This is a genomic window from Neobacillus sp. FSL H8-0543 (assembly GCF_038592905.1).
GTDB lineage: Bacteria > Bacillota > Bacilli > Bacillales > Cytobacillaceae > Neobacillus.
Genome location: NZ_CP151943.1, coordinates 1,346,101 through 1,368,985, shown reverse-complemented (window position 1 = coordinate 1,368,985; position 22,885 = coordinate 1,346,101). Strand labels below are relative to the sequence as shown.

The following is a 22,885-nucleotide window of genomic DNA, read 5'->3' as shown; positions in this document are numbered from 1 at the left end:
TTATTGATTAAACATTGATGAGCTGTGTAGTGGTTGAATTTTAGCCTTAGGATCAATATAGGCTTTTGCATTATTGACTGCAGTCGGTGCTTCGCCAAATCCACATGCTATTAACTTCACTTTTCCTTCGTAGGTGCAAATATCTCCAGCAGCATAAATGCCTGGTGTATTCGTTTCCATTTTTGAGTTAACAATAATAGAATTTTTCTCAATATCCAAGCCCCACTCTTTAATCGGTCCTAACGATGAAACAAATCCGTAATTACAGATAACTGCATCGACATCAAATGTTTCAGTGCCGTCACCACTTACGGTCCCGAGAACAACTTGCTTAATGCCCGTTTCATCTCCGATTAGTTCTGCAGGTACAAAAGGGGTTTTAACTTCAACCTTTGAATTATGCAGGTTTTCAACACTATGTTCATGGGCGCGGAATTTGTCTCTGCGGTGGACAATCGTAACTTTCTCAGCAATCGGCTCAAGCATTAGTGCCCAATCAACCGCTGAATCGCCGCCGCCAAAAACAACTACCTTTTGACCAGCAAACTTATTTAAATCATCAATAAAGTAATGCAGGTTTTTTCGTTCATATTGAGCAGCGCTTTCCAATTCTAAACGGCGCGGCTGAAATGCACCATTACCAGCTGTAATGATGATCGTCTTTGAATAATGAACTTCAGAGTTGGTAGTTAATTTAAAAATTCCGTCTTCTTGCTTTTCTAATTTTTCAACCGATTGTTCTAGGGCAACCGTAGGTTCAAATTTAGCCATTTGTTCTTTAAGGTTATTAACAAGTTCTTGCGCACGAACTTTAGGAAAACCAGCAACATCATAAATGTATTTTTCCGGGTAAAGCGCCGATAATTGACCGCCTAATTGAGGTAAGCTTTCAATAATTTTTACTGATGCTTGTCTCATTCCGCCATAAAAGGCAGTAAAAAGGCCGGTAGGACCGCCGCCGATGATTGTAATGTCATATACCTTTTGATTTTCTAGCACTCCATATTACCCCCAACTATGTAGTAGTAAACTCCATTCCTTATCATATCACAAATTAAAAAAATGCTCACATTTTTTGGGAAGTATTATAGGACAGATATAAATAATCTACACAGGAAACTGTATGTATTTTTTAATAAAATAAATCAGCCAAATCGCTTGATATTGTGAAAATAAAAGCATAAGATATATTGTGAATATATTGTTACTATTATGTGACAGATTAGCAAACTTTTTTTGGTTAAGGGGTAGACAATGCATAGGTGCTTCTGTTTTATGATAGTGTTGCCAATTGGCACATTAGTTTTATAATGGTACGTGAATTACATCACAAAGAGTGCTCTTTAAATAAAAATCTCATAATTTGAGGAAGATATGCCTAAGGACAATTCAAATACTAAATAAGGGTGGAAGTGATCACTTTGAGAAAGCCTAAAATTGTTATAGTTGGTGCGGGATATGGCGGTCTAATGACAACTGTTAGATTGCAAAAAATAATAGGTGTAAATGAAGCGGATGTCGTTTTAATTAATAAAAATGATTACCATTATGAAACAACATGGTTACATGAGGCATCAGCGGGAACGCTGCATCATGACCGTGTTCGTTATGATATTCGTGATGTTATTGATAGAAGTAAAGTTGATTTTGTTCAAGATACAGTGGTTGAAATCAACAAAGAGGATAAAAAGGTAATTTTAGAAAATAGCGAAATAGAATATGACTACCTTGTGATTGCACTTGGCGGCGAGCCAGAAACGTTCGGTATTAAAGGACTAAAAGAATACGCATTTGGCATCAGTAATGTGAACTCTTCTCGTCAATTACGCGAGCATATTGAATATCAATTTGCTACGTACAATATGGAAGATGAAAAAAATGGTGACCGTTTAACAATCGTAGTCGGTGGTGCGGGTTTTACTGGAATTGAGTTTCTTGGCGAACTATCAAATCGGATCCCAGAACTATGTCATGAGTACGATGTTGATTTCAATAAAGTGAAAATTATCTGTGTGGAAGCCGCGCCAACGGTACTACCAGGTTTCGATCCTGAGCTTGTTAACTACGCAGTTTCACAATTAGAAAGAAAAGGTATCGAATTCCAAATTGGAACAGCGATTAAAGAATGCACGCCCGAGGGTATTCTTGTAGCAAAAGGTGAGGAAGAACCGCGTATGATTAAAGCTGGTACAGTGGTATGGGCAGCGGGTATTCGCGGGAATTCAATCATTGAAAAATCTGGTTTTGAAGCGATGAGAGGCCGTGTGAAAGTACAGCCAGACCTACGTGTACCTGGACATGACAATGTTTTTATTATCGGAGATAGCTCACTTGTAATTAATGAAGAGATTAATCGCCCCTACCCGCCTACGGCACAAATTGCCATGCAGCAAGGAGAGATAGTAGCACGCAACCTTGGAGCATTAATCCGCAATAAGACTGAGCTGGAATCATTTACATTTGATAATAAAGGCACAGTTTGTTCATTAGGAGAAGATGATGCTATTGGTGTTGTATTCGGTAAAAAAGTAACTGGTACGGCGGCATCAATTATGAAAAAAGTGGTTGATAATCGTTCACTATTTATGATTGGCGGAGTTGGTCTTGTATTGAAAAAAGGTAAATTCAAGGTATTTTAAGATACGAAATGATCAGCTAAAGAGCAGAAGCAATCTGCTCTTTTTTTTTTTTGAGCGTGTTTATAAAGTGCTTTTTTAAAAAAAATCGAAAGAGTTAGGGATAATTAGAAAATGAAAGGAAATATATCTTGTATCCGCTTTCATTAATGTTTTTTGCTCGATTTTCGTTCTTTCCAATATTATAATTTTCTGTTATATTATCAGAAAATTAAAATAATTCATTATCAAGGAGATGGTTGGATGAAAACGACAGCCTTGGACTCAAAAAAATGTGATTATTGTTCTGGAAATGGTTATTTTCAATTGCTACTAGGAGGGTCTGAAACCTGCACCTGCTGCGGAGGCTCAGGAAAGAAAAAAGAGTAGTAATACAGTATAGAGGAAAAGCTTCCATGAATAATTGGGAGGCTTTTTTACTGTTTTAAAGGGCAATGCTGAGTTTACAGAACCTGTTGGTAGGAGCGGAAGGTGCGAGACTCCTGCAGAAAGCTAAGCACCTGGAGCTCCAATCAACAGACAAGTTTTATATAGCGATCGATATTAAAATTATTGACTCTCTTTAGGACATTAAGTACACTATTATTGATGTATAAAGGGGGAATACCAATGCAAATGAGCATTGTTGTTTTAATTATTTCAATTTTACTATTTTTCGTCTTATTTTTTGGAATTGGATTTATCCTAAACATGCTTCTCCGGATGTCTTGGGTTATGGCGATTGCCTATCCTGTTATAGCTATTTTTATAGTGGATAAAGTAAAGTTTATTGAATATTTTACAAATAGTAAGGTTGCTTTTCAAGAGTTAGGTCAAAAGCTAAGCTCGCTGGCAACTGCAGATATACTTATATTGGTCAGTGGTTTAGCAGGAGCGATTTGTGCGGGACTGACTATTAAGCTTCTCCGTAAAAACGGATATCAAATGTTTTAAAGACTTTTCCGATGTGAAAGGTCTTTTTTTGCGGGCAAAAACCCAAGAATCGTCTGTATAAATGAAAGGTATTTTATTCCTTTTGAATAATTCATTGCCTGTTGGGAAATGAATATTTTGGGAGGAGTGAAAAATTAAATGAATAACCTTAAAAAATGGATAAAGCGTTTAACGATGACTATTCTTTTCTTTTTGGCATTAATGGTAACTTTCCAATCTATATCAGGAGTAGATACGAAATCATATATTTTAAAAAGTCTCAGTGCCGGGGCGGCAGCTAATAGTCAAACAGTATCTGGAACAACTCCGCCATTGGAGGATGCTTTCGACTGGTCACAATATCCGAAGAAGAACGTAATTGCAACAGGATATACGGCAGGCTATGAATCTACAGGGAAAAATGAAGGTCACCCTGAATATGGGATTACCTATTCAGGTGTAAAAGTAAAACGTGATTTATATTCAACTGTAGCTGCTGATTTGAATGTGTTTCCTATTGGGACGATTCTATTTATCCCAGAATATGGGTATGGCGTTGTAGCTGATAAAGGCGGAGCAATTAAGGGTAATAAAGTAGATCTTTATTATGAAACGGTTGATGATGTTTATAATGAATGGGGTAAACGAGAAATTGAAGTCTATGTTATCCAACAAGGTAATGGGAGTCTTACCGAAGAACAATTACAAGCATTAAATGAGGATAAAACAATGCAGGTTTTCCGTCAACAATATATTAAATCTGAAAGAAGATGAAGAGCAGGCATATGTCCTGCCTTTCTTTATGTAGAAGTTATTTAGATAGTCGAAATATAATTACTTTTCGGATATAATTAAAAAGGTAATTTATTTGGAGGTGGATATAAATGTTTCATGTAAAAAGTGAAATGGACTATTCAGCAGCCCATGAAGGCTTGGTTATTGGACTGTTTGATAAACCGGAGAAGTTTTCAGGAGTTTTGGCTAAGCTAGACGAACAATTTGAAGGTCAGCTCACGGAGCTAGTCAAATCTGGGGATATTTCTGCAAAGTTAAAGAGCATCACTAAAGTACATAGTTTTGGCAAGATTGGCGCAAAAAGAATTTGGTTTATTGGTTTAGGTAAAGAAAAGGAGTTTAACTTTGATAAACTAAGTGAAGCTTTAGGGAAAGGATTTAAAGCTTTAAAAGCTAGTAAGCTGGGAGAAACAGCTATCCTTTTAGATACGTTTACAATGGATAAGGTGGATGGTTTAGATGCTGCACATGCAGTGAGCGAGGCCTTTGCTTTAGCTACCTATAAATATGACGGGTATAAACAAAAATCAAATGAACCCGAGAAGAGCCTCGAAAGTATCACAATTTATAGCCCATTACTTGAACAAGAGGACATTAAAGCATCGTTAACAGTTGGCTATGCATTTGGTAAAGGTACGAATTCTGCCCGTACACTTGTGAATACTCCAGGGAATCTGCTGACAGCAACTGATATGGCTAATTATGCAAAGGATCTTGCAGCTACCTATAATTTCGACTTGGAAATTTTAGATAAAGATGAAATTGAGAAATTGGGAATGGGTGCGTTTCTTGCGGTAAATCAGGGATCCGCTGAACCTCCTAAAATGATTGTCTTAAAGTATCAAGGAAAAGAAGAATGGCAGGATGTAATTGGCCTAGTTGGAAAAGGGATTACCTTTGATACGGGTGGTTATTCTATTAAGACAAAAGCGGGTATTGTTGGGATGAAAACTGATATGGGCGGCGCTGCTGCGGTACTTGGAGCCATGGAGATTATAGGTGAACTTAAGTCTGAACAAAATGTTGTTGCTGTTATCCCTTCAACTGACAACATGATTAGTGGGAATGCTTTTAAACCAGATGATGTGATTACCTCGATGAGCGGTAAAACAATTGAGGTATTAAATACAGATGCGGAAGGAAGACTTGTTCTCGCGGATGCGGTAACCTATGCTAAGCATCATGGTGCAGAGTATTTAGTTGATGTAGCAACTCTAACTGGTGGTATAATCACTGCTCTCGGAATGCATACGACGGGAGCGATGACCAATCATGAACCGTTGTTTGAACAGGTGCTGGAAGCTTCGATGGAAGCTGGCGAGCCAATGTGGCTCCTGCCATTGTTTGAGAAGGATAAGGAACGTGTTAGGGATAGCAAAGTAGCTGATCTAAATAATTCTCCCGGGGCAGCTGGACATGCAATTGTTGCTGGTGCTTTTATCGGAGAATTTGCAGAGGGTACACCGTGGGTCCACTTAGATATTGCAGGAACTTCTACATCCTCGAAAGAGTATGATCTAGGACCTGCTGGTGCAACTGGGGTAATGACCCGGACACTTGCCTTATTCGTAGAACGCTTTGAACCAATTAATTAAGTAATTACTGATCCCCCGATTTCTAATCGGGGGTTTTTCATTCATTGCCCAACCCATCCTGCCTTTTTTCGCATATGAAATAGTGTAGGCAAGTATTGCGAAAAGGAGGTAGGCAATATGCATTATTATCGAAGCCCGTATCCAAGTCATGATAATAGATTTATTGGCTTTGGATTTGGTTTACCATTGTTAGGTGGCTTAGTAGGCGGGCTATTAGGAAGTGCTTTATTTTATCCTCGTCCATTCTATGGTCCACCAGTTCCATTCTATGGATACCCTGGTTATGGATATGGTTATCCCGGTGTGGGCTATGCAGGGGTTGGTTATCCTGGATATGGAGCACCTGGTTATTTCTAGTGTTACTGATAAAAACAGCTCTCGTAGCTGTTTTTTATTTTTCTGTCTTTTTAAAAGGGAAATTTGGCATTAAAGAGAATATATAATTGATATCATAAATACAACTGTATTGGGAAAGGGAGTTTAAAATGATTAAAAACACATTAATCGAAGCATTAGGAATTGAAGTAACACATATGGAACCTGGTAAGGTTATTGCTAAGATGCCAGTAGATGGCCGTACGCGTCAACCGTTCGGATTGCTTCATGGCGGAGCATCTGTGGCATTAGCAGAGACTGTCGCTAGTATAGGAGCTTATGAATTGGTCGATAAAGAAACCGAAGCGACTGTAGGATTAGAAATTAATGCAAACCATGTTCGTCCGGTCAAGGAAGGGTTTGTAACAGCTGTCGGCACTGTGTTGCATCAAGGAAAATCAACTATGGTTTGGGACATCAAAATAACTGATGAACAGGATCGACTCATTTGTGTGTCAAGATGTACAATGGCGGTCATTAAAATAAAGGAATGACCATAATATATTATAAAGAGGTATCTGGCGGAATTTTCTAATAATGAGAATGTTTATTGTTGAAAAATTTAAAAAATTCCATTGAAATTCATGATATAATGTAAAAAAATAGAGAATAAGTACAATTTTTTGTACAGGTTTCTCTATATAATGGTAGTAAGATATTTTGTTAGAAAGGGGTGGAAACATGAAAGAACGGCATCAATATATTTTTATTGATTTTGAATTTACGATGCCTGAACGAAATGTTCGAATGAAGAACTTTTTTCCGGAAATTATTGAGGTCGGGCTTGTTTCAGTTATTGATGATCAAATTACTGAGCAATTCTCTTCCTATGTGACTCCATTGAAGTTCCCAGCTTTATCTGAACGCTGCAAATCATTCTTACATATTTCACAGCAGCAGGTGGATACAGGCATTTCTTTCTTCGAATTCATTAGAAAGTTAGAAGAGTTCAAGAAAAATATCCAAACGACTATTGTTACTTGGGGAAATATGGACATGAAGGTTCTTCGGCATAATTGTATGGAAGCAGGTTTGAAATTTCCATTTAATGCAACCGAGTTAGATTTATCCATGGAGTATAAGCGATTCTTCGGTGATCAAAATCAAACAGGCTTATGGAAGGCAGTTCAGGAATATGGAAAGGAAGGAACAGGCAGACATCATCGGGCACTGGATGATGCGCTGACTACTTATAATATATTCCGATTAGTGGAGAAGGATAAACGTTATTTGGAAAAACCAAAGCCAACAACTATTGGTGATCGAGTAGATTTTTCAAAGCTATTAAATGAATTCGCATAAAAGGCCAAATCATTCAAACTGATTTGGCCTTTAGTGTGCTTTTATTTAAAATAGTCCTTTTCGAGTGAGGCGTACATTTTTAGGCTCATTTCTGCCCATGGTGTTGGATTTTCGGTTAGTTCTTTTTTTGCTTTTTCCACTGCTTCTTTTAGGGATTGCTGATAATCAGGTACTTCTTTATCGAATGGCTTGACCATTTGCTTGGGGATGTTTGTTTGTTCTCTATAAGAAAGCGCCCTTCTTTCATGAAAAACGAGAACGTCAGCATCTTTCGGGCTATGCAGATCGCCTTGCATAGGGTGTTTTAACACGGCTAGAACTCTTATTAAATAATGCTGTGGCCGTTCCTCAGTTAGTTCCCCAATATATTTTCCTGTTTTATATATTCCTGTGACAATTTCACCAATCTTTAATTCTGACAAAATAAATCCCCCTAATTAGTCTAATGGCTTTATTTTACTATTTTTAGTGAAAAAAGAAAAATAATGAGGGAAAAAAGTTCATTTAGGTTAAATTAAAGTAACACAGGGATAATAAAACAGATGAAAAGGAAGGGAGCAATCAAGTGGGAAACGGAGTGTATCCTCAGCTTTCCTCTGAGGTCTCAGAAAATGAAAAATTAGTTGAAATGGAAACAACGATGGGAACAATAAAAATAAAACTTTTCCCTGAATATGCTCCAAAGGCCGTTGAAAACTTTGTGAAACACGGTGAGGAAGGTTATTATAATGGACTTACTTTTCACCGTGTCATCAATAATTTTATGATTCAAGGCGGAGATCCAAATGGAAATGGTACAGGTGGAGAGAGTATATATGGCACACCGTTTGAAGACGAATTCTCTGACCGCCTTTATAATTTACATGGTGCCTTATCGATGGCAAATTCGGGTTCAAACACGAATGGAAGTCAATTTTTCATTGTTCAAAAAAACTCATTGGATCCTTCAATAAAGACGGAAATAGAAAAGTCTGGATATCCAGGGGCGATTATTGAAGCATATGAAAAAATCGGAGGGACACCTTGGCTTGACCACCGCCATACTGTTTTTGGACAAGTGATTGAAGGAATGGACACAGTAGATAAAATAGCTGAATCACCTACGGATAAAGATAAACCAGAGAAAGATATCCTTATTAACAGTATTAAGGTAATGGGTAAAACGTAAGGAAAAGATTCATAAATGGTGCGAACCACATTTTGTTGCTATAATAAGATTAGCGATATTCCTTTATAGAAAGGGAGAAAATGATGTTTCAGCCCAATGTACTTTCCTTATTTTTATACTTTCCTGAAGATAAGTCGGAATATGGACCTGCAGCGATTACGTTTATTATTTTTATGATTGGTGCACTTCTCACCATGAGATTGATTATTAAAGTATCAAAAAGGGAAGCAAAAAAAGCAAAAGAACTTGAAGAAAAATTAATAAATCAACAGGAAACACATGGGGACAGTGATAGATAACTGTTCCTTTTTTGTTAGTCTCTAAAAGACCGCTTTGCTTTTCCTTGCATAAGGTTTTTCCCCTGGGGAAAACCAGGGGACAGTGAAAGTTAACTGTTCCTTTTTTGTTATACTATACAGGGCTGCTAATGCTTTTCTTTGCATAAGGTTTTTCCCCTGGGGAAACTTAACATTAAAAGGTTATCTGGGGGAATATAATATGAAGAAGTTCTGGAGTATTATCCTTATTCTGCTACTAACAGGCTGTTTGGAAAAGAATGTTACTAAGATTGAAGTTGAAATATTTAATGCGGTCGGTGATTCATTAGGAAACGTTACTTTAACTGAGCAGGCGAGCGGGGTAAAGGCGGAGGTTGATTTAAAGGGGCTTTCAGCAGGAGAGCATGCTATACATATACACGATAAGGGAAAGTGTGAGGCGCCAGAATTTAAAACAGCTGGCAACCACTTTAACCCTGAGGATAAAGAACACGGTTTATTGCACCCTAAGGGGGCGCATGCAGGGGATCTTCCAAACTTAATTGTCGAGGATGATGGATCTGTAAAGGCGGAATTAATGGTACCTGCAGTTACCTTAAAAGACGGGAAGACTTCGCTGTTAACTAAAGAGGGTACAACCATTGTTGTTGATGAAGAAAAAGATGATGGAATGACACAACCTTCTGGCGATTCTGGAAACCGAATTGCTTGCGGGGAAATTTCCAAGGATAAAAATAAAGCGGGGCAAAAGGCGTCACAGGATGAAAAGGAATAAATGGAGGGCTATTCCCGTGCTTGGGAATAGCCTTTTATAATCTGGTAAGGCTTGATTTCTATACTTTCTTACTTGAAAATAAATAGTAGATATATTGAATAGGATGGGGAGTGCATAGTTTTTGGAAAAATTATATTATCAAAATGCTTACCTAAAGTCATTTAAGTCAAATGTGGTCAAGCAAACGGATGATGAAGCAGGAAATACATATGTTGTTTTAGAGGAGACAGCTTTTTATCCGACTGGCGGCGGGCAGCCGCATGATTTGGGAACAATAAATAATCAGGAAGTCGTAAACGTTGAAGAGATAGAAGGGGAAATTAGGCATTATATAAAAGAACCGCTAAGGGACGTAATTGGCAAAGTTGATGGTGAAATTGACTGGAAACGGCGGTTTGATCATATGCAGCAGCATGCAGGCCAACATATTTTATCTGCAGCATTTGAAAGTCTATTTGGGTATAAGACGGTGAGCTTTCACCTTGGAAAAGAAGTACTAACCATTGACCTTGACATAGAGAATTTGACTGAACAAGAGGCTGAAGCCGGAGAGTTGCTGGCAAATCGAGTTATTCTAGAAAATCGCCCCATTGAAACAAAATGGGTAACTGAGGAGGGGCTATCCCAATATAAGCTCCGAAAACAGCTTTCGGTTACTGATAATATTCGTCTGGTCATCATTCCTGATTTTGATTATAACGGCTGTGGCGGAACCCATCCGAGCGATACGGCACAGGTTCGTGCAATCAAAATCCTTGATTGGGAAAAACAAAAGAAAAAAGTTCGGGTGCAGTTCGTGTGCGGAGAAAGAATTCTGGAACAGCTCCATCAAAAACATTCTGTGTTACTTGAATTAACTAAGCTACTTAATGCCCCAGAAAGAGAAATGGCTGCATCTGCATTACGGTTGATAGAAACTGGAAAGGAACTAGAAAGAAAGCTGGAAGCGACTAAGGGAACGTTACTCAACTTTGAAGCAAAGGAACTGCTAGATGCTAATCAGGGTAGTGACGCGCCTATAATTGGAATGGTTTATCAAGACCGGACCGTCCAGGAACTTCAAAAGCTAGCTAGGAGCATCGTTAATGCTAATGATAATATTACCTTTATTAGTGTAGCTGAAAATGTGAATCGCATACAGATAGTTGGGGCTAGGGGTGCGAGTGTATCCCTTAATATGAAAACAATTATTGGAAATGCACTTCCGCTCATCAATGGAAAAGGCGGCGGAAATGAAAGCTTTGCCCAAGGCGGCGGGGAAGCAATTTTAACAGGGAGTAAGCTACTGCATCATCTAGTAGAATCCGCCAGACTTTTTTATATCGAGAAATAATCGTATACTTAAAACAGCTGATGTGAGAGGTGTGGGTTCAATGGGTTTTTTTGATGGAATGATGGGGAATGCATCTGAGATTAATACGGCAGAAGCACAAAGGGAGTTTGCGAGAATTCTTGCAGGAAATGAAAAAATTGATAAAGCATATAAATTGATTAGAGATTTGTTCATTTTTACAAATAAGCGACTAATCTTAGTGGATAAGCAAGGGTTAACGGGGAAAAAGGTGGAATACCACTCGATACCCTATAAAAGTATTACCCATTTTAGTATTGAGACGGCCGGAAGCTTTGATTTGGATGCTGAACTAAAAATCTGGATTTCTGGCAATGCCCTTCCACTTCAAAAACAATTTAATAAAAACCTAAACATCTATGAACTTCAAACGGTTCTCGCAGAATATGTATTAGCAAACTAGGAGATTTAATATGGAAAAACAAGTGAGAACAAACCTGCAATATGTTGATTTATTAAATGAATGGGATCCCTTTCAGCTGAAGAATGGCAGCTATGATACAGAAATAGCTGACACCGTTCAAGCTGTATACGAATTAGACAATCCTGTCACGCTTGCAGAAAGAATCCAAACGATATATGGATTTTCATTCGATGCTACCATTCCAATGGACCAATGCTTAAAAGTGGCCAGAGAGCTTTTAGTGATAAAAGAAAACGACTCTTGTTCCATTTGAGAAAACGACAAGTCTGTCGTTTTTTCTTTTACTGCTAATCAAAAAAAAAGAGGACAAACCATATCGGTTGTCCACTTCAAAAGGGGGGGAATACTAGAAAGCTTATAATTATAGTTTTACCAAATTACTTTTTATATATACCAGAAAACTTTAAAAAAATAAAAAGCGGCTAGGAATGCCGCTAAAATGTTGGGATAAATTATATATTCGATAATGGTTCCTGATCCAATAACTCTGAGGCGGGGACATCTAGAACAGTAGACAATTTAAGGATTGTCTGAGTGCTTGGGATATGTTCACCCGACTCATACTTCTCAATGGTATGTGTTCCTACTCTAATCTTTAGAGCTAGTTCCTCTTGTGTCATTTGAAGTAGTTTACGATAAGTTTTAATTTTTTCACCGATGGAACTCATACTGTTCACCTCCTAGGGTCTTGGTTAGAGATTTCCTTAATATAATCTTAGCATAAATCTTTCCTGTAGTTCAAAAACTATATTGAACATTTTGTTAACGTTTTCAATGTTATAGGTCTAAAACATACTTTGATTAATGGAGGTAACTGTGATATAATTTTTTATTGCATATAAAAAAGATTAAATAACATTTATTTAGGAGTGTTTTCATGACGGAGAAATTCGAAACGGGTAGTATTGTAACAGGTAAAGTAACAGGTATTCAGCCTTATGGAGCGTTCATTGCATTAGATGAAAATACACAGGGGCTTGTGCATATTTCAGAAATAACACATGGTTATGTAAAAGATATTAATGAACATCTTAAGGTCGGCGACGAAGTTCAAGTTAAAGTATTATCTATTAACGAAGGAGCAGGAAAAATCGGCTTATCGATTCGTGCTACTGAGGAAGCACCTGTTCAGCAGGCAGCTAAACCAAAAAAGCAGCCTCGTAAGCGTCAAGCTGCTGCAATTATCCCAGAAGCTGATGGACAACAAGGGTTCAACACTTTAAAAGATAAGCTTCAAGAATGGATCGACCAATCACAGCGTGAAGATTTAATTAAGAAGTAAATATCAAAGAGAGTCCAATTCATATATGTGAATTGGACTCTTTTTTTGATGGATCTATGATCGTCTTAGGAGTCTAAAATTTATAAAGGGGCGTTTGGGCCAATGGAAGGGTGGTTCATCGACCGAACGATGTCGAGAAAAGTAGTTAGGGTCGATGGGAGAGGGCTTCATCGACCGAACGATGTCGGGAAAAGTAGTTAGGGTCGATGGGAGAGGGCTTCATCGACCGAACGATGTCGGGAAAAGTAGTTAGGGTCGATGGGAGAGGCTTTCATCGACCGAACCACTTCGCGAAAAGTAGGTTGGTTATTGGAAGGTGCAACTTGTAATGTCCGCGAATAAGCCATGAATACAGACACCATTCACTAAATTTGAGCTAACCCTTTCAGAATGGCAAGAACTAAATAAGGAAGTGTTTTCCCCTTGCTTATAAAATTTATTGGAAGGGGTTTCATTCTAGGTGCAGGCTCGGCTACAATAGAAGTATATGTACATAGTTCACCACCGAAAAGGAGGAATAAGATTATGGCAGCAGAAATGAAAACACAAAATTTGATAGAACAAACAGAACAATATGGAGCAAATAATTATCATCCACTACCCATTGTGGTTACTCGCGCAGAAGGTGTTTGGGTGGAAGACCCTGAAGGCAATAAATATATGGACATGCTTAGTGCATATTCAGCTGTAAATCAAGGACATCGCCACCCAAAGATTATCCAAGCTCTTAAAGATCAAGCGGATAGAGTCACTCTTACATCCAGAGCATTTCATAATGATCAGCTAGGTCCATGGTATGAAAAGATTTGTAAATTAACAAATAAAGAAATGGCACTTCCGATGAATACAGGTGCTGAGGCGGTAGAAACAGCTGTTAAAGCGGCACGCCGCTGGTCCTATGATGTAAAGGGAGTAGCAGAAGATCAAGCAGAAATTATTGCATGTGTAGGGAACTTCCACGGTCGAACAATGACCGCGGTATCCTTGTCCTCTGAGGCAGAATATAAACGGGGATTTGGACCGATGCTGCCAGGGATTAAACTCATACCGTACGGTGATTTGGATGCTTTAAAAGGTGCAATTACATCCAATACAGCTGCCTTCTTAATCGAACCTATCCAGGGTGAGGCCGGTATTGTTATTCCGCCGGAAGGTTTTATGAAAGCAGCAATGGACCTTTGTAAGGAAAATAATATCCTCTTTATTGCTGATGAAATTCAAGCAGGCTTAGCTAGAACCGGTAAAATGTTTGCAAGTGAATGGGAAGAAATTGTACCTGATATGTATATCCTTGGAAAAGCGCTAGGCGGTGGAGTTTTCCCGATTTCCTGTGTGGTTGCAAATAAAGATATCTTAGGAGTTTTCAACCCTGGTTCACATGGCTCAACGTTCGGAGGAAATCCATTAGCATGTGCTGTATCAATTGCTGCTCTAGATGTTCTTGTGGATGAAAAGTTAGCAGACAGATCATTAGAATTAGGTAAGCATTTTATTAGCAAACTAAAGGAAATTAACAATCCTAAGATTAAAGAGATACGTGGCCGTGGCTTATTTATCGGTGTTGAACTAACAGAGCCAGCACGTAAATACTGTGAAGAACTAAAAGAACTCGGTCTGCTTTGTAAAGAAACACATGATACAGTTATTCGATTCGCGCCGCCGCTTATCATTAGTCAAGAGGAATTAGATTGGGCAATTGAGCGTATCAAAAAAGTGCTTGGATGAAAAAAAATTAGGGGTGCCAACAATGGGGACTACTAATGCTAACAGTGCAGATGGTAGAAAGGATAAATTAAATTTACTATCATCCACTCAATTGGTGATTAATGAAGCCTTAAAAAAACTTGGCTACAACCAGGACATGTATGAATTACTTAAAGAGCCGCTGAGTATGTTGACTGTGAGAATCCCTCTCCGAAGGGATGATGGGTCAACAAAAATCTATACGGGTTTTCGCGCGCAGCATAATGGTGCTGTCGGACCAATTAAGGGTGGAGTACGTTTCCACCCTGATGTGAACGAGGATGAGGTTAAAGCTCTTTCAATGTGGATGAGCTTAAAATGCGGAATTGCTGACTTGCCTTTTGGCGGAGGAAAAGGCGGTATTATCTGTGATCCGAGAACAATGTCTATGGGAGAATTAGAACGTTTAAGCCGTGGATATGTAAGGGCAATTAGTCAAATTGTTGGTCCCACCAAGGATATACCAGCACCAGATGTTTTTACAAATTCACAGATTATGGCGTGGATGATGGATGAATATAGCCGCCTTCGGGCTAACGATTCACCCGGATTTATTACAGGAAAACCACTTGTTCTTGGCGGTTCAGAAGGAAGAGAAATGGCCGCAGCGCAAGGGGTTACGATCTGTATCGAGGAAGCGGCAAAAAGGCAGGGAATTTCCTTAAAGGGTGCCCGGATTATTATTCAAGGATTCGGAAATGCGGGGAGTTTTCTTGCAAAGTTGATGGATGATGCGGGGGCAAAAGTGATTGGCATTTCAGATGCGTATGGTGCCATATATGATCCAGATGGCCTCAATATTAACTATTTACTAGACAGGCGCGATAGTTTTGGGATGGTAACACCTTTGTTTGAGGGCACGATTACAAACGAAGAATTGCTAGAACTTGAGTGTGAAGTTCTAGTTCCTGCAGCGGTTTCTAATCAAATAACCGCTGAAAATGCACAGAACATAAAAGCAAAGATTATTGTTGAGGCTGCCAATGGACCAACCACTTTAGAAGCAACAAGGATACTGACAGAGAGGGGAATACTACTTGTTCCTGATGTGTTAGCTGGCACAGGAGGGGTCACGGTCTCTTACTTTGAATGGGTACAAAACCGACAAGGCTATTATTGGAGCGAAGAGGATGTCGCAGCTAGACTCCGCGAAAAGCTTGTAGCTTCGTTCAGACAAATATATAATCTTTCCAAAAATCGCAACGTGGATATGCGTTTAGCAGCCTATATGGTTGGTGTGAGAAAGATGGCAGAGGCTTCTAAGTTTAGAGGCTGGATATAAACAACAAAAATCCTTGCATTTATGTGCAAGGATTTTGTTGTTTATTAGGATTATCTTTGTGTTTCAGGCTCTTTTACATAGCCCTCGTTTGGCTTAAAGAGAAGTCCTAGGTTAATTAGTCCTGCTAGTCCGACTAAACCGTAAATAATCCTTGAAAGGGCTGAATCTTGCCCGCCAAAGATAGAGGCAACAAGGTCAAATTGAAAGAAACCAATTAACCCCCAATTAATTGCACCGATTATTGTAAGTATTAAGGCAATACGTTGAATAGTACTCAAGCTCAAATTCCTCCTTCAAAATGTGGTTCAATATTAGATTGAGAAAATTTAAGAATAATTATACATTTATAACCAGTACGTGAAAAAAAAAAACAAGATTTTTGCAAAAAGTATCATTTCAAATATAATGAAGAGTGGAAAGGATAGTGCAATCATGGAAAACTTTACATTTTGGAACCCAACAAAATTAATTTTTGGCAAAGGGCAACTTGAACAATTGAAAAAAGAAGTCCCTGCATATGGGAAAAAGGTATTATTGGTTTATGGCGGAGGCAGTATTAAAAGAAGCGGTCTTTATGATCAAGTCATCAATTGTTTAAATGAAATCGAAGCACAAGTATTCGAACTCCCTGGTGTAGAACCAAATCCCCGAATTACAACAGCAAGAAAAGGTGTTGAAATTTGTAAAACAGAGGGAATTGACTTCATACTGGCAGTTGGGGGCGGCAGTGTTATTGATTGTACGAAGCTTATTGCAGCAGGCGCCAAATATGAGGGAGACGCCTGGGATTTAGTTGTGAAAAAAGCATTCGCACGTGAAGCTCTCCCATTTGGAACAGTCCTGACTTTAGCAGCAACAGGTTCGGAAATGAATTCAGGCTCAGTCATTACCAATTGGGAAACAAATGAAAAATATGGCTGGGGAAGTGCAGTAACATATCCTAAGTTCTCAATTTTAGACCCAGTTAATACGTATACGGTGCCAAGGGATCAAACGATTTATGGGATTGTCGATATGATGTCACATGTGTTGGAACATTATTTTCATTTAGAAGAAAATACGCTATTCCAGGATCGCATGTGTGAATCACTGCTAACAACGGTGATGGAAACAGCACCTAAATTACTAGCAGACCTTGAAAGTTATGAACATCGGGCAACGGTTCTTTATAGTGGAACAATGGCCTTGAATGGAATTGTGAATATGGGATACCGTGGCGACTGGGCAACTCATAACCTTGAACATGCGGTATCAGCAGTTTATGACATTCCACATGGCGGGGGTCTAGCTATCCTTTTCCCGCATTGGATGAAGCATAATCTAGATGTAAAACCAGAACGTTTTATGCAACTGGCTGTTAGAGTGTTTGGGGTTGACCCTGAAGGAAAAAGTGCAACCGATGCTGGACTGGAAGGAATACAGAAATTGCGTGATTTTTGGTCGAATATCGGTGCTCCTGCACGCTTAGCTGATTATGACATTGATGATAGTAAAGTTGAATTAATGGCAGATAGAGCCATGGTATATGGTGAATTTGGCAACTTTACAAAATTAAATAGAGAAGACGTATTAGCTATTTACCGCGAATCATTATAATAAGCAACAAACCCATTTTGGGATAATCATCAGGACTCGGGCATGTTATGTCTGAGTCTATTTTTTGTAAAAAGTAAGTGGATGTGTACAATATTATAATTGTAAAAAAAATATCAAAAATGGGTACGCTTACAATGGTAGACCTTTCTTGATAATATTGCCAGCATTCGATAAAGTGGATAGTGAAAATAAAATTATGGAGGATCATAGATGACCCACGTACGTTTTGATTACTCAAAAGCACTAACTTTTTTTGGTGAACACGAACTTACATATTTAAGCGATGCTGTAAAAGTAGCCCACCATTCTCTACATGAAAAAACGGGTGCTGGCAGCGACTTTTTAGGTTGGGTAGAGCTTCCTGCGAACTACGATAAAGAGGAATTCTCTCGGATACAAAAATCAGCTGAAAAAATTAAAGCCGATTCAGATGTTCTGCTTGTTATTGGAATTGGAGGTTCATACTTAGGTGCAAGAGCCGCCATTGAAATGCTTCAACACAGCTTTTATAATGAACTTCCAAAAGAGAAGCGGAAGACTCCACAGGTGATTTTTGTTGGAAACAACATTAGTTCTACTTATATGAAAGATGTAATGGACCTGATTGAAGGAAAAGATTTCTCGATCAATGTAATTTCTAAATCTGGAACAACAACGGAACCTGCGCTTGCTTTCCGTATTTTCCGTAAACTGCTTGAGGAAAAATATGGTCAAGAAGAAGCATGTAAAAGAATTTATGCAACTACAGATAAAGCTAGAGGCGCGTTAAAGACATTAGCCACTGAGAAAGGTTACGAAACTTTTGTGATTGCAGATGATATCGGCGGGCGTTATTCCGTGTTAACCGCAGTAGGTTTACTGCCAATTGCTGTAACTGGAGCAAATATCGAAGCGATGATGGAGGGGGCAGCAAAAGCACAGGAAGACTTCAGCCCTTCAGAACTGGTCGATAATCCAGCATACCAGTATGCAGCAGTAAGAAATGCTCTTTATAATAAAGGGAAAACTATTGAAATGCTAATTAACTATGAACCAGGTCTTCAATACTTCTCAGAATGGTGGAAGCAGTTATTTGGCGAAAGTGAAGGAAAAGACCAAAAAGGGATTTTCCCTTCTTCAGCAAATTTCTCTACTGACCTACATTCACTAGGACAATACGTCCAAGAGGGTCGTCGCGATTTATTTGAAACGGTTATTAAAGTCGAAAACCCGCGTCATGAATTGACAATCGAAGCGGAGGAAAGCGATTTAGACGGCTTAAATTATCTTGCAGGCCAAACTGTTGATTTTGTAAATAATAAAGCATTTCAAGGAACCATGCTCGCTCACACAGATGGGGGAGTACCGAACCTGATTTTGACTATCCCTGCAATGGATGAGTATACGTTTGGCTACCTTGTTTATTTCTTTGAAAAGGCCTGTGCAATGAGTGGATACCTCCTTGGAGTCAATCCATTTGATCAGCCGGGCGTAGAGGCATATAAAGTAAACATGTTTGCCTTACTAGGAAAACCGGGATTTGAAGAAAAAAAGGCTGAACTTGAAAAAAGATTATAAACTATAAGAAATAGAGTGCTGAAATTAATTTTCAGTACTCTATTTTTTATTTTGGGGAAAACTAATAAATAATGAATTAAAGGGGGCTGTAACATGATTGAGATACCATCCAAAGTTGAAGGTAAACAATTTGATTTGTATAAGCTTGAACAAAAATTAAAACCAATTGGATATTCGATTGGCGGCAATTGGGATTATGACCATGGTGCCTTTGACTATAAACTCGACGATGAAGTGGGGTACCAGTTCCTAAGGGTCCCGTTTACAGCAGTCGATGGTCAATTAGATGCGCGAAATTGCACCGTGGAGATGGGGCGCCCATTTCTTTTGTCACATAAGTACCAAATAGGAATCGATGACCATGCAGAAGCCGGTGCTTTCTCTGGGACTCTAAATCAGTTTCAAGAACCGGTTGACAAGGATGCAAGCTTTCCTGAACAATATGTGGATAATGGGAAAAGACTTGTCGAAGAACTAGAAGTGCTTTTGTTAACAGATTCAGAATAATTTATGTAAAAGGTAGGAAATTATGGTAATATAGTGTTCACTTAAGATTCATTTATTTTTGTATTTTCTACTTGTTTTTAGGTATAAAAACTTATAAATTAAGGTTATTAATATAACTATAGTATTAAAGAGGAAAGAGGCTAGAGGGCAATGGAAACGAATATCAACTCATTATTATCTACGATTGAGAAAACGAGAATTGAAATGATTGATTTAGCACAACAATATGGATATTCTAACCAAAATGTAGTTCAATGCAGCCAAAAGCTCGATTCTCTTTTAAATGATTTTTGGAGTAAAGGACTTAAACATTAATTCTCTATATATAAACTTTATATAACAATCAAAAAACACACGGAAGTTAACTTTCTGTGTGTTTTTCTATTTTATCAAAATGAGGACAACTGCAGGTGGTCAGAATTACTTAAAAAGGAATAAATATCATCCAGGTTGCAAACTTTATTAAACAAGGAAGTTTCATTTTATGAGGTGTGAAAATGTGTACACAGAAATTAAAAAAGAGAGAAGACTGATTCTTTTTGCGTTACTCGTTTTGGCGATTTATCTTTCCCCTCTCTTTATCCTTCAGGAAAATGCGCATATACGAGTTCATGATAATTTAGATTCAAATTTGGCCTGGTACAAGGTATTGGCGGAAAGTGGGGAAATGTTTGGTGCACTAGAAAGCACCATTCCACAGATTATTAACGGGGTACCAAGGAACACGTTTGGTACGGAATATAGTATTATCGTATGGTTGCATGCATTCTTTCCAACAATGATTGCTTATGGAATAAGTCAGGCACTAACAAGGGTGGTTGCCTTTTTTGGAATGTATTTATTGCTAAAAAGGCACTTTCTTCCGGGAAATCAATGGTTATTCCTTCAAGTAGCAACAGCACTTGCCTTCGCCTTAACCCCATTTTGGCCATCGGGAATGCTTAGTACATTGGGAATGCCGCTGGCACTATGGGCCTTTCTCTCGATTCGAAAGGGAGAGGGAACAGCAAAGGACTATATGGTACTCACCCTCATGCCTTTTTACGCAAGCATCGTGTTAGGATTTTTCTTTTTTCTCAGTGCAATGGGAATTCTTTGGCTTGTTGATGTGATTAGAGGACGGGGTTGGAACCTACGATTTTTTTTAGCTATTGCTTATATGACAGTGGTTTTTATGCTTGTTGAATATCGCCTAGTTTATTCCTTTCTGTTTTCAACCGAACCAAATAGCCGGGATGAATACTTTCATGCATCTCTTCCATTTTGGAGGGCTGTTCGGCTAACACTAAAAAACTATGTTTTAGGCCACACGCATGTGATGACTGTTCATGGATTAATTATTCTTCCCGTGACATTTATTGCTATATATTTTGTCTGCAATAAAAAGCTATGGAAGCAAGAAAGGCTGTTTGTCTTCTTCTTTATCTTAAACTTTCTTTTGTCACTATGGTATGCCTTCTGGTTTTATAAGGGCTGGTTGCCTTTAACAAAAATATTTCATTTTATGGATACGTTTAATTTTGCTCGTTATCACTTTTTGAGACCAATGGTTATTTATGTTGATTTTGCTTTGGCATTAATGATTATCTCAAGACAAGGGCTGAGTTGGTCAAAAACAGCCAAAGGGCTAGCCGTTTTGCAATTATTAATATTGGGCTTATTCAATGAGGAAATCATTTACCATAAAAAACCTACCGTAAAGGAATTTTATGCTGTGGAGCTATTTGAAGATGTGAAAAGGCATATTGGGCTAGAGCAAAGAGACTATCGAGTTGCAAGTATCGGCATTCATCCTGCCGTTTCGCAGTATAATGGTTTTTACACTATTGACACCTATAATAACTTTTATCCCTTAGCCTATAAACATCAGTTTAGAAAACTAATTGAAAAGGAATTAGAAAAAAATAACACGATACGAAAATACTTTGATACATGGGGCGGCCGCTGCTATATCTTCACGGCGCAGCTGGGCAAAAGGTATATGATCAAAAAGGATTCAAAAAGGCAATTAAAGGACTTCCAATTCAATACGGAAGTTTTTAAAGAAATGGGTGGTAGGTATATTTTTTCGGCAATACCGATAAATAATGCGGAAGAAAATAGGCTATCTCTCGAAAAAGTTTTCGAATCGAAAAGTGCAGCATGGAAAATTTACTTATATAAAACTTTGTAAACAGCGGAGGTCCTGACTAAATGATAGAACCAGTTCTAACGATTGTCGTACCCTGTTATAACGAGGAAGATGTTTTACCTGATACGATTTCACAACTGAGCCAACTAATAAAAGCACTTACAGGAGATCAGCTTATTTCCAACCGCAGCAAAATTTTATTTGTTGATGATGGAAGTAAGGATCGAACATGGGAATTGATATACAAAGAAAGCTTACGAAATGATTATGTCCGAGGGTTAAAATTATCACGAAATGCAGGTCATCAAAATGCATTATTAGCAGGCTTGTTTACAGCTAAGGATTCGTCTGACTGTTTAGTATCCATTGATGCAGACCTTCAGGATGACATTGAAGTAATCCGTGAATTTATTCATAAATACAATGAGGGCAATGAAATTGTCTATGGGGTGAGACAACGCCGAGATTCAGATACCTTTTTTAAGCGAAGTACGGCAGAAGGGTTTTACAAATTGATGCAAAAAATGGGAGCAGACCTCATCTATAATCATGCCGACTTCCGGTTAATGAGCAAAAGAGCGGTTCAAGAACTAGCAGGCTTTAAAGAAGTTAATCTTTTCTTGCGGGGGATTGTTCCGCTCCTCGGCTTTCAATCAAATGTTGTTTACTATGACCGTAAGGAAAGACAGGCTGGTGAAACTAAATACCCGCTTAAGAAAATGCTTGCCTTTGCCTTTGATGGAATTACGTCATTATCCGTTACTCCCATTCGGTTTGTCTTATTGATTGGTATGGTTTCCTTTTTCATGAGCGTCCTTTTTGGCTGTTACTTCTTGATGCTAAAGTTTTTGGGAGAAACACAAACAGGATGGACTTCTTTGATCACATCCATTTGGTTAATTGGTGGATTACAGCTGATTGCGATAGGATTAATAGGTGAGTATGTCGGAAAAATTTATAAAGAATCAAAGCATCGTCCGAAATTTATCGTTGATATTGATACATTTACAATTCCAATTTCAAGACATCACCTAATCGGTCAAACAGAAGAGGATGAGATTTACACAATGGAACGTCGGAAATTTTCTGAATCCAACTAAAGTTACGGAGTTTTCCCTTTAAGGGAAAGCTCTTTATTAAGATTTAAGTGGTACAACCCCTTCTACCTGAATAAAG

27 protein-coding genes are annotated in these 22,885 nt (G+C 38.3%); 23 read left to right on the top strand and 4 right to left on the bottom strand.

The features are described 5' to 3' along the window. Positions 1–999: an NAD(P)/FAD-dependent oxidoreductase gene (locus NSS81_RS07235; protein ID WP_342432835.1), complete on the bottom strand. Its 999-nt coding sequence runs from the start codon at positions 997–999 to the stop codon at positions 1–3. Between the two features lie 413 nt (positions 1,000–1,412). On the opposite strand from NSS81_RS07235, the gene NSS81_RS07230 reads away from it, so the two are divergent. The 8 genes from NSS81_RS07230 to kapD all read left to right on the top strand — a co-directional run bounded on the left by NSS81_RS07230 (position 1,413) and on the right by kapD (position 7,615). Beyond that, complete coding sequence (locus tag NSS81_RS07230) at positions 1,413–2,639, top strand: NAD(P)/FAD-dependent oxidoreductase (RefSeq protein WP_342433960.1); 1,227 nt, start codon at positions 1,413–1,415, stop codon at positions 2,637–2,639. A 240-nt stretch (positions 2,640–2,879) separates the two neighbouring features. Next, positions 2,880–3,005 (top strand): YuiA family protein, encoded by a 126-nt coding sequence (locus NSS81_RS07225; RefSeq protein ID WP_342432834.1) that lies wholly within the window; start codon positions 2,880–2,882, stop codon positions 3,003–3,005. A 240-nt stretch (positions 3,006–3,245) separates the two neighbouring features. Continuing rightward, positions 3,246–3,569, top strand: coding sequence for a YuiB family protein (locus NSS81_RS07220; RefSeq protein ID WP_342432833.1), 324 nt, complete (start codon positions 3,246–3,248; stop codon positions 3,567–3,569). Between the two features lie 138 nt (positions 3,570–3,707). Then, complete coding sequence (locus NSS81_RS07215) at positions 3,708–4,322, top strand: 3D domain-containing protein (RefSeq protein WP_342432832.1); 615 nt, start codon at positions 3,708–3,710, stop codon at positions 4,320–4,322. A 110-nt stretch (positions 4,323–4,432) separates the two neighbouring features. Beyond that, positions 4,433–5,938 carry a leucyl aminopeptidase gene (locus NSS81_RS07210; RefSeq protein ID WP_342432831.1) on the top strand — a complete coding sequence of 502 codons (1,506 nt, stop codon included), beginning with the start codon at positions 4,433–4,435 and terminating at the stop codon, positions 5,936–5,938. Between the two features lie 117 nt (positions 5,939–6,055). Then, the gene (locus tag NSS81_RS07205; protein ID WP_342432830.1) at positions 6,056–6,295 is read left to right on the top strand and encodes a hypothetical protein; all 240 of its coding nucleotides are present in this window, start codon (positions 6,056–6,058) and stop codon (positions 6,293–6,295) included. Positions 6,296–6,423: 128 nt separating this feature from the next. Further along, positions 6,424–6,807 (top strand): hotdog fold thioesterase, encoded by a 384-nt coding sequence (locus NSS81_RS07200; RefSeq protein ID WP_342432829.1) that lies wholly within the window; start codon positions 6,424–6,426, stop codon positions 6,805–6,807. Positions 6,808–6,994: 187 nt separating this feature from the next. Then, the gene (gene kapD, locus NSS81_RS07195; protein WP_342432828.1) at positions 6,995–7,615 is read left to right on the top strand and encodes a 3'-5' exonuclease KapD; all 621 of its coding nucleotides are present in this window, start codon (positions 6,995–6,997) and stop codon (positions 7,613–7,615) included. Between the two features lie 41 nt (positions 7,616–7,656). Here kapD and NSS81_RS07190 read toward each other — a convergent pair whose 3' ends face one another. Then, a complete protein-coding gene (locus NSS81_RS07190; protein ID WP_342432827.1) occupies positions 7,657–8,037 on the bottom strand; it encodes a kinase-associated lipoprotein B in 381 nt (126 codons plus the stop codon). A gap of 206 nt (positions 8,038–8,243) precedes the next feature. On the opposite strand from NSS81_RS07190, the gene NSS81_RS07185 reads away from it, so the two are divergent. From NSS81_RS07185 to NSS81_RS07160, 6 genes are all read left to right on the top strand, one after another. Then, a complete protein-coding gene (locus tag NSS81_RS07185; RefSeq protein WP_342433959.1) occupies positions 8,244–8,783 on the top strand; it encodes a peptidylprolyl isomerase in 540 nt (179 codons plus the stop codon). Positions 8,784–8,866: 83 nt separating this feature from the next. Further along, a complete protein-coding gene (locus NSS81_RS07180; RefSeq protein ID WP_342433958.1) occupies positions 8,867–9,082 on the top strand; it encodes a hypothetical protein in 216 nt (71 codons plus the stop codon). 199 nt (positions 9,083–9,281) lie between these two features. Next, positions 9,282–9,836, top strand: a complete 555-nt coding sequence (locus NSS81_RS07175) for a superoxide dismutase family protein (protein ID WP_342432826.1) — start codon at positions 9,282–9,284, stop codon at positions 9,834–9,836. A gap of 121 nt (positions 9,837–9,957) precedes the next feature. After that, positions 9,958–11,169 carry an alanine--tRNA ligase-related protein gene (locus NSS81_RS07170; protein ID WP_342432825.1) on the top strand — a complete coding sequence of 404 codons (1,212 nt, stop codon included), beginning with the start codon at positions 9,958–9,960 and terminating at the stop codon, positions 11,167–11,169. A 40-nt stretch (positions 11,170–11,209) separates the two neighbouring features. Beyond that, the gene (locus tag NSS81_RS07165) at positions 11,210–11,590 is read left to right on the top strand and encodes a PH domain-containing protein (protein WP_342432824.1); all 381 of its coding nucleotides are present in this window, start codon (positions 11,210–11,212) and stop codon (positions 11,588–11,590) included. 10 nt (positions 11,591–11,600) lie between these two features. Continuing rightward, positions 11,601–11,864 carry a DUF1871 family protein gene (locus NSS81_RS07160; protein ID WP_342432823.1) on the top strand — a complete coding sequence of 88 codons (264 nt, stop codon included), beginning with the start codon at positions 11,601–11,603 and terminating at the stop codon, positions 11,862–11,864. 199 nt (positions 11,865–12,063) lie between these two features. On the opposite strand, the gene NSS81_RS07155 is transcribed toward NSS81_RS07160, so the two are convergent. After that, positions 12,064–12,279 carry a helix-turn-helix transcriptional regulator gene (locus NSS81_RS07155; protein WP_342432822.1) on the bottom strand — a complete coding sequence of 72 codons (216 nt, stop codon included), beginning with the start codon at positions 12,277–12,279 and terminating at the stop codon, positions 12,064–12,066. Positions 12,280–12,488: 209 nt separating this feature from the next. On the opposite strand from NSS81_RS07155, the gene yugI reads away from it, so the two are divergent. The 3 genes from yugI to NSS81_RS07140 all read left to right on the top strand — a co-directional run bounded on the left by yugI (position 12,489) and on the right by NSS81_RS07140 (position 15,918). Next, the gene (gene yugI / locus NSS81_RS07150) at positions 12,489–12,893 is read left to right on the top strand and encodes a S1 domain-containing post-transcriptional regulator GSP13 (RefSeq protein ID WP_342432821.1); all 405 of its coding nucleotides are present in this window, start codon (positions 12,489–12,491) and stop codon (positions 12,891–12,893) included. Positions 12,894–13,418: 525 nt separating this feature from the next. Then, the gene (locus NSS81_RS07145; RefSeq protein ID WP_342432820.1) at positions 13,419–14,618 is read left to right on the top strand and encodes an ornithine--oxo-acid transaminase; all 1,200 of its coding nucleotides are present in this window, start codon (positions 13,419–13,421) and stop codon (positions 14,616–14,618) included. A 22-nt stretch (positions 14,619–14,640) separates the two neighbouring features. Next, positions 14,641–15,918, top strand: coding sequence for a Glu/Leu/Phe/Val dehydrogenase (locus NSS81_RS07140; protein WP_342432819.1), 1,278 nt, complete (start codon positions 14,641–14,643; stop codon positions 15,916–15,918). Between the two features lie 50 nt (positions 15,919–15,968). On the opposite strand, the gene NSS81_RS07135 is transcribed toward NSS81_RS07140, so the two are convergent. Then, positions 15,969–16,196: a DUF378 domain-containing protein gene (locus NSS81_RS07135; RefSeq protein WP_342432818.1), complete on the bottom strand. Its 228-nt coding sequence runs from the start codon at positions 16,194–16,196 to the stop codon at positions 15,969–15,971. A gap of 154 nt (positions 16,197–16,350) precedes the next feature. Between NSS81_RS07135 and NSS81_RS07130 the strand changes: the two genes are divergently transcribed. The 6 genes from NSS81_RS07130 (at position 16,351) to NSS81_RS07105 (ending at position 22,809) form a co-directional block, all read left to right on the top strand. After that, positions 16,351–17,514: an iron-containing alcohol dehydrogenase gene (locus NSS81_RS07130; protein ID WP_342433957.1), complete on the top strand. Its 1,164-nt coding sequence runs from the start codon at positions 16,351–16,353 to the stop codon at positions 17,512–17,514. Positions 17,515–17,724: 210 nt separating this feature from the next. Then, positions 17,725–19,071: a glucose-6-phosphate isomerase gene (locus tag NSS81_RS07125; protein WP_342432817.1), complete on the top strand. Its 1,347-nt coding sequence runs from the start codon at positions 17,725–17,727 to the stop codon at positions 19,069–19,071. 93 nt (positions 19,072–19,164) lie between these two features. Then, positions 19,165–19,578: a YugN-like family protein gene (locus tag NSS81_RS07120; protein ID WP_342432816.1), complete on the top strand. Its 414-nt coding sequence runs from the start codon at positions 19,165–19,167 to the stop codon at positions 19,576–19,578. Positions 19,579–19,728: 150 nt separating this feature from the next. Next, the gene (locus NSS81_RS07115) at positions 19,729–19,893 is read left to right on the top strand and encodes an aspartyl-phosphate phosphatase Spo0E family protein (protein ID WP_342432815.1); all 165 of its coding nucleotides are present in this window, start codon (positions 19,729–19,731) and stop codon (positions 19,891–19,893) included. A 184-nt stretch (positions 19,894–20,077) separates the two neighbouring features. Further along, positions 20,078–21,751 carry a DUF6044 family protein gene (locus NSS81_RS07110; protein ID WP_342432814.1) on the top strand — a complete coding sequence of 558 codons (1,674 nt, stop codon included), beginning with the start codon at positions 20,078–20,080 and terminating at the stop codon, positions 21,749–21,751. Positions 21,752–21,771: 20 nt separating this feature from the next. Then, positions 21,772–22,809, top strand: a complete 1,038-nt coding sequence (locus NSS81_RS07105; RefSeq protein WP_342432813.1) for a glycosyltransferase family 2 protein — start codon at positions 21,772–21,774, stop codon at positions 22,807–22,809. The last annotated feature ends 76 nt before the right edge of the window (positions 22,810–22,885 follow it).

Bases quoted from the DNA above. Each gene is read 5' to 3' on its own strand.
- NSS81_RS07225 (WP_342432834.1), top strand. From the start codon at position 2,880: ATGAAAACGACAGCCTTGGACTCAAAAAAATGTGATTATTGTTCTGGA.
- NSS81_RS07220 (WP_342432833.1), top strand. From the start codon at position 3,246: ATGCAAATGAGCATTGTTGTTTTAATTATTTCAATTTTACTATTTTTC.
- NSS81_RS07215 (WP_342432832.1), top strand. From the start codon at position 3,708: ATGAATAACCTTAAAAAATGGATAAAGCGTTTAACGATGACTATTCTT.
- NSS81_RS07210 (WP_342432831.1), top strand. From the start codon at position 4,433: ATGTTTCATGTAAAAAGTGAAATGGACTATTCAGCAGCCCATGAAGGC.
- NSS81_RS07205 (WP_342432830.1), top strand. From the start codon at position 6,056: ATGCATTATTATCGAAGCCCGTATCCAAGTCATGATAATAGATTTATT.
- NSS81_RS07200 (WP_342432829.1), top strand. From the start codon at position 6,424: ATGATTAAAAACACATTAATCGAAGCATTAGGAATTGAAGTAACACAT.
- kapD (WP_342432828.1), top strand. From the start codon at position 6,995: ATGAAAGAACGGCATCAATATATTTTTATTGATTTTGAATTTACGATG.
- NSS81_RS07185 (WP_342433959.1), top strand. From the start codon at position 8,244: ATGGAAACAACGATGGGAACAATAAAAATAAAACTTTTCCCTGAATAT.
- NSS81_RS07180 (WP_342433958.1), top strand. From the start codon at position 8,867: ATGTTTCAGCCCAATGTACTTTCCTTATTTTTATACTTTCCTGAAGAT.
- NSS81_RS07175 (WP_342432826.1), top strand. From the start codon at position 9,282: ATGAAGAAGTTCTGGAGTATTATCCTTATTCTGCTACTAACAGGCTGT.
- NSS81_RS07165 (WP_342432824.1), top strand. From the start codon at position 11,210: ATGGGTTTTTTTGATGGAATGATGGGGAATGCATCTGAGATTAATACG.
- NSS81_RS07160 (WP_342432823.1), top strand. From the start codon at position 11,601: ATGGAAAAACAAGTGAGAACAAACCTGCAATATGTTGATTTATTAAAT.
- NSS81_RS07155 (WP_342432822.1), bottom strand. From the start codon at position 12,279: ATGAGTTCCATCGGTGAAAAAATTAAAACTTATCGTAAACTACTTCAA.
- yugI (WP_342432821.1), top strand. From the start codon at position 12,489: ATGACGGAGAAATTCGAAACGGGTAGTATTGTAACAGGTAAAGTAACA.
- NSS81_RS07145 (WP_342432820.1), top strand. From the start codon at position 13,419: ATGGCAGCAGAAATGAAAACACAAAATTTGATAGAACAAACAGAACAA.
- NSS81_RS07140 (WP_342432819.1), top strand. From the start codon at position 14,641: ATGGGGACTACTAATGCTAACAGTGCAGATGGTAGAAAGGATAAATTA.
- NSS81_RS07130 (WP_342433957.1), top strand. From the start codon at position 16,351: ATGGAAAACTTTACATTTTGGAACCCAACAAAATTAATTTTTGGCAAA.
- NSS81_RS07125 (WP_342432817.1), top strand. From the start codon at position 17,725: ATGACCCACGTACGTTTTGATTACTCAAAAGCACTAACTTTTTTTGGT.
- NSS81_RS07120 (WP_342432816.1), top strand. From the start codon at position 19,165: ATGATTGAGATACCATCCAAAGTTGAAGGTAAACAATTTGATTTGTAT.
- NSS81_RS07115 (WP_342432815.1), top strand. From the start codon at position 19,729: ATGGAAACGAATATCAACTCATTATTATCTACGATTGAGAAAACGAGA.
- NSS81_RS07105 (WP_342432813.1), top strand. From the start codon at position 21,772: ATGATAGAACCAGTTCTAACGATTGTCGTACCCTGTTATAACGAGGAA.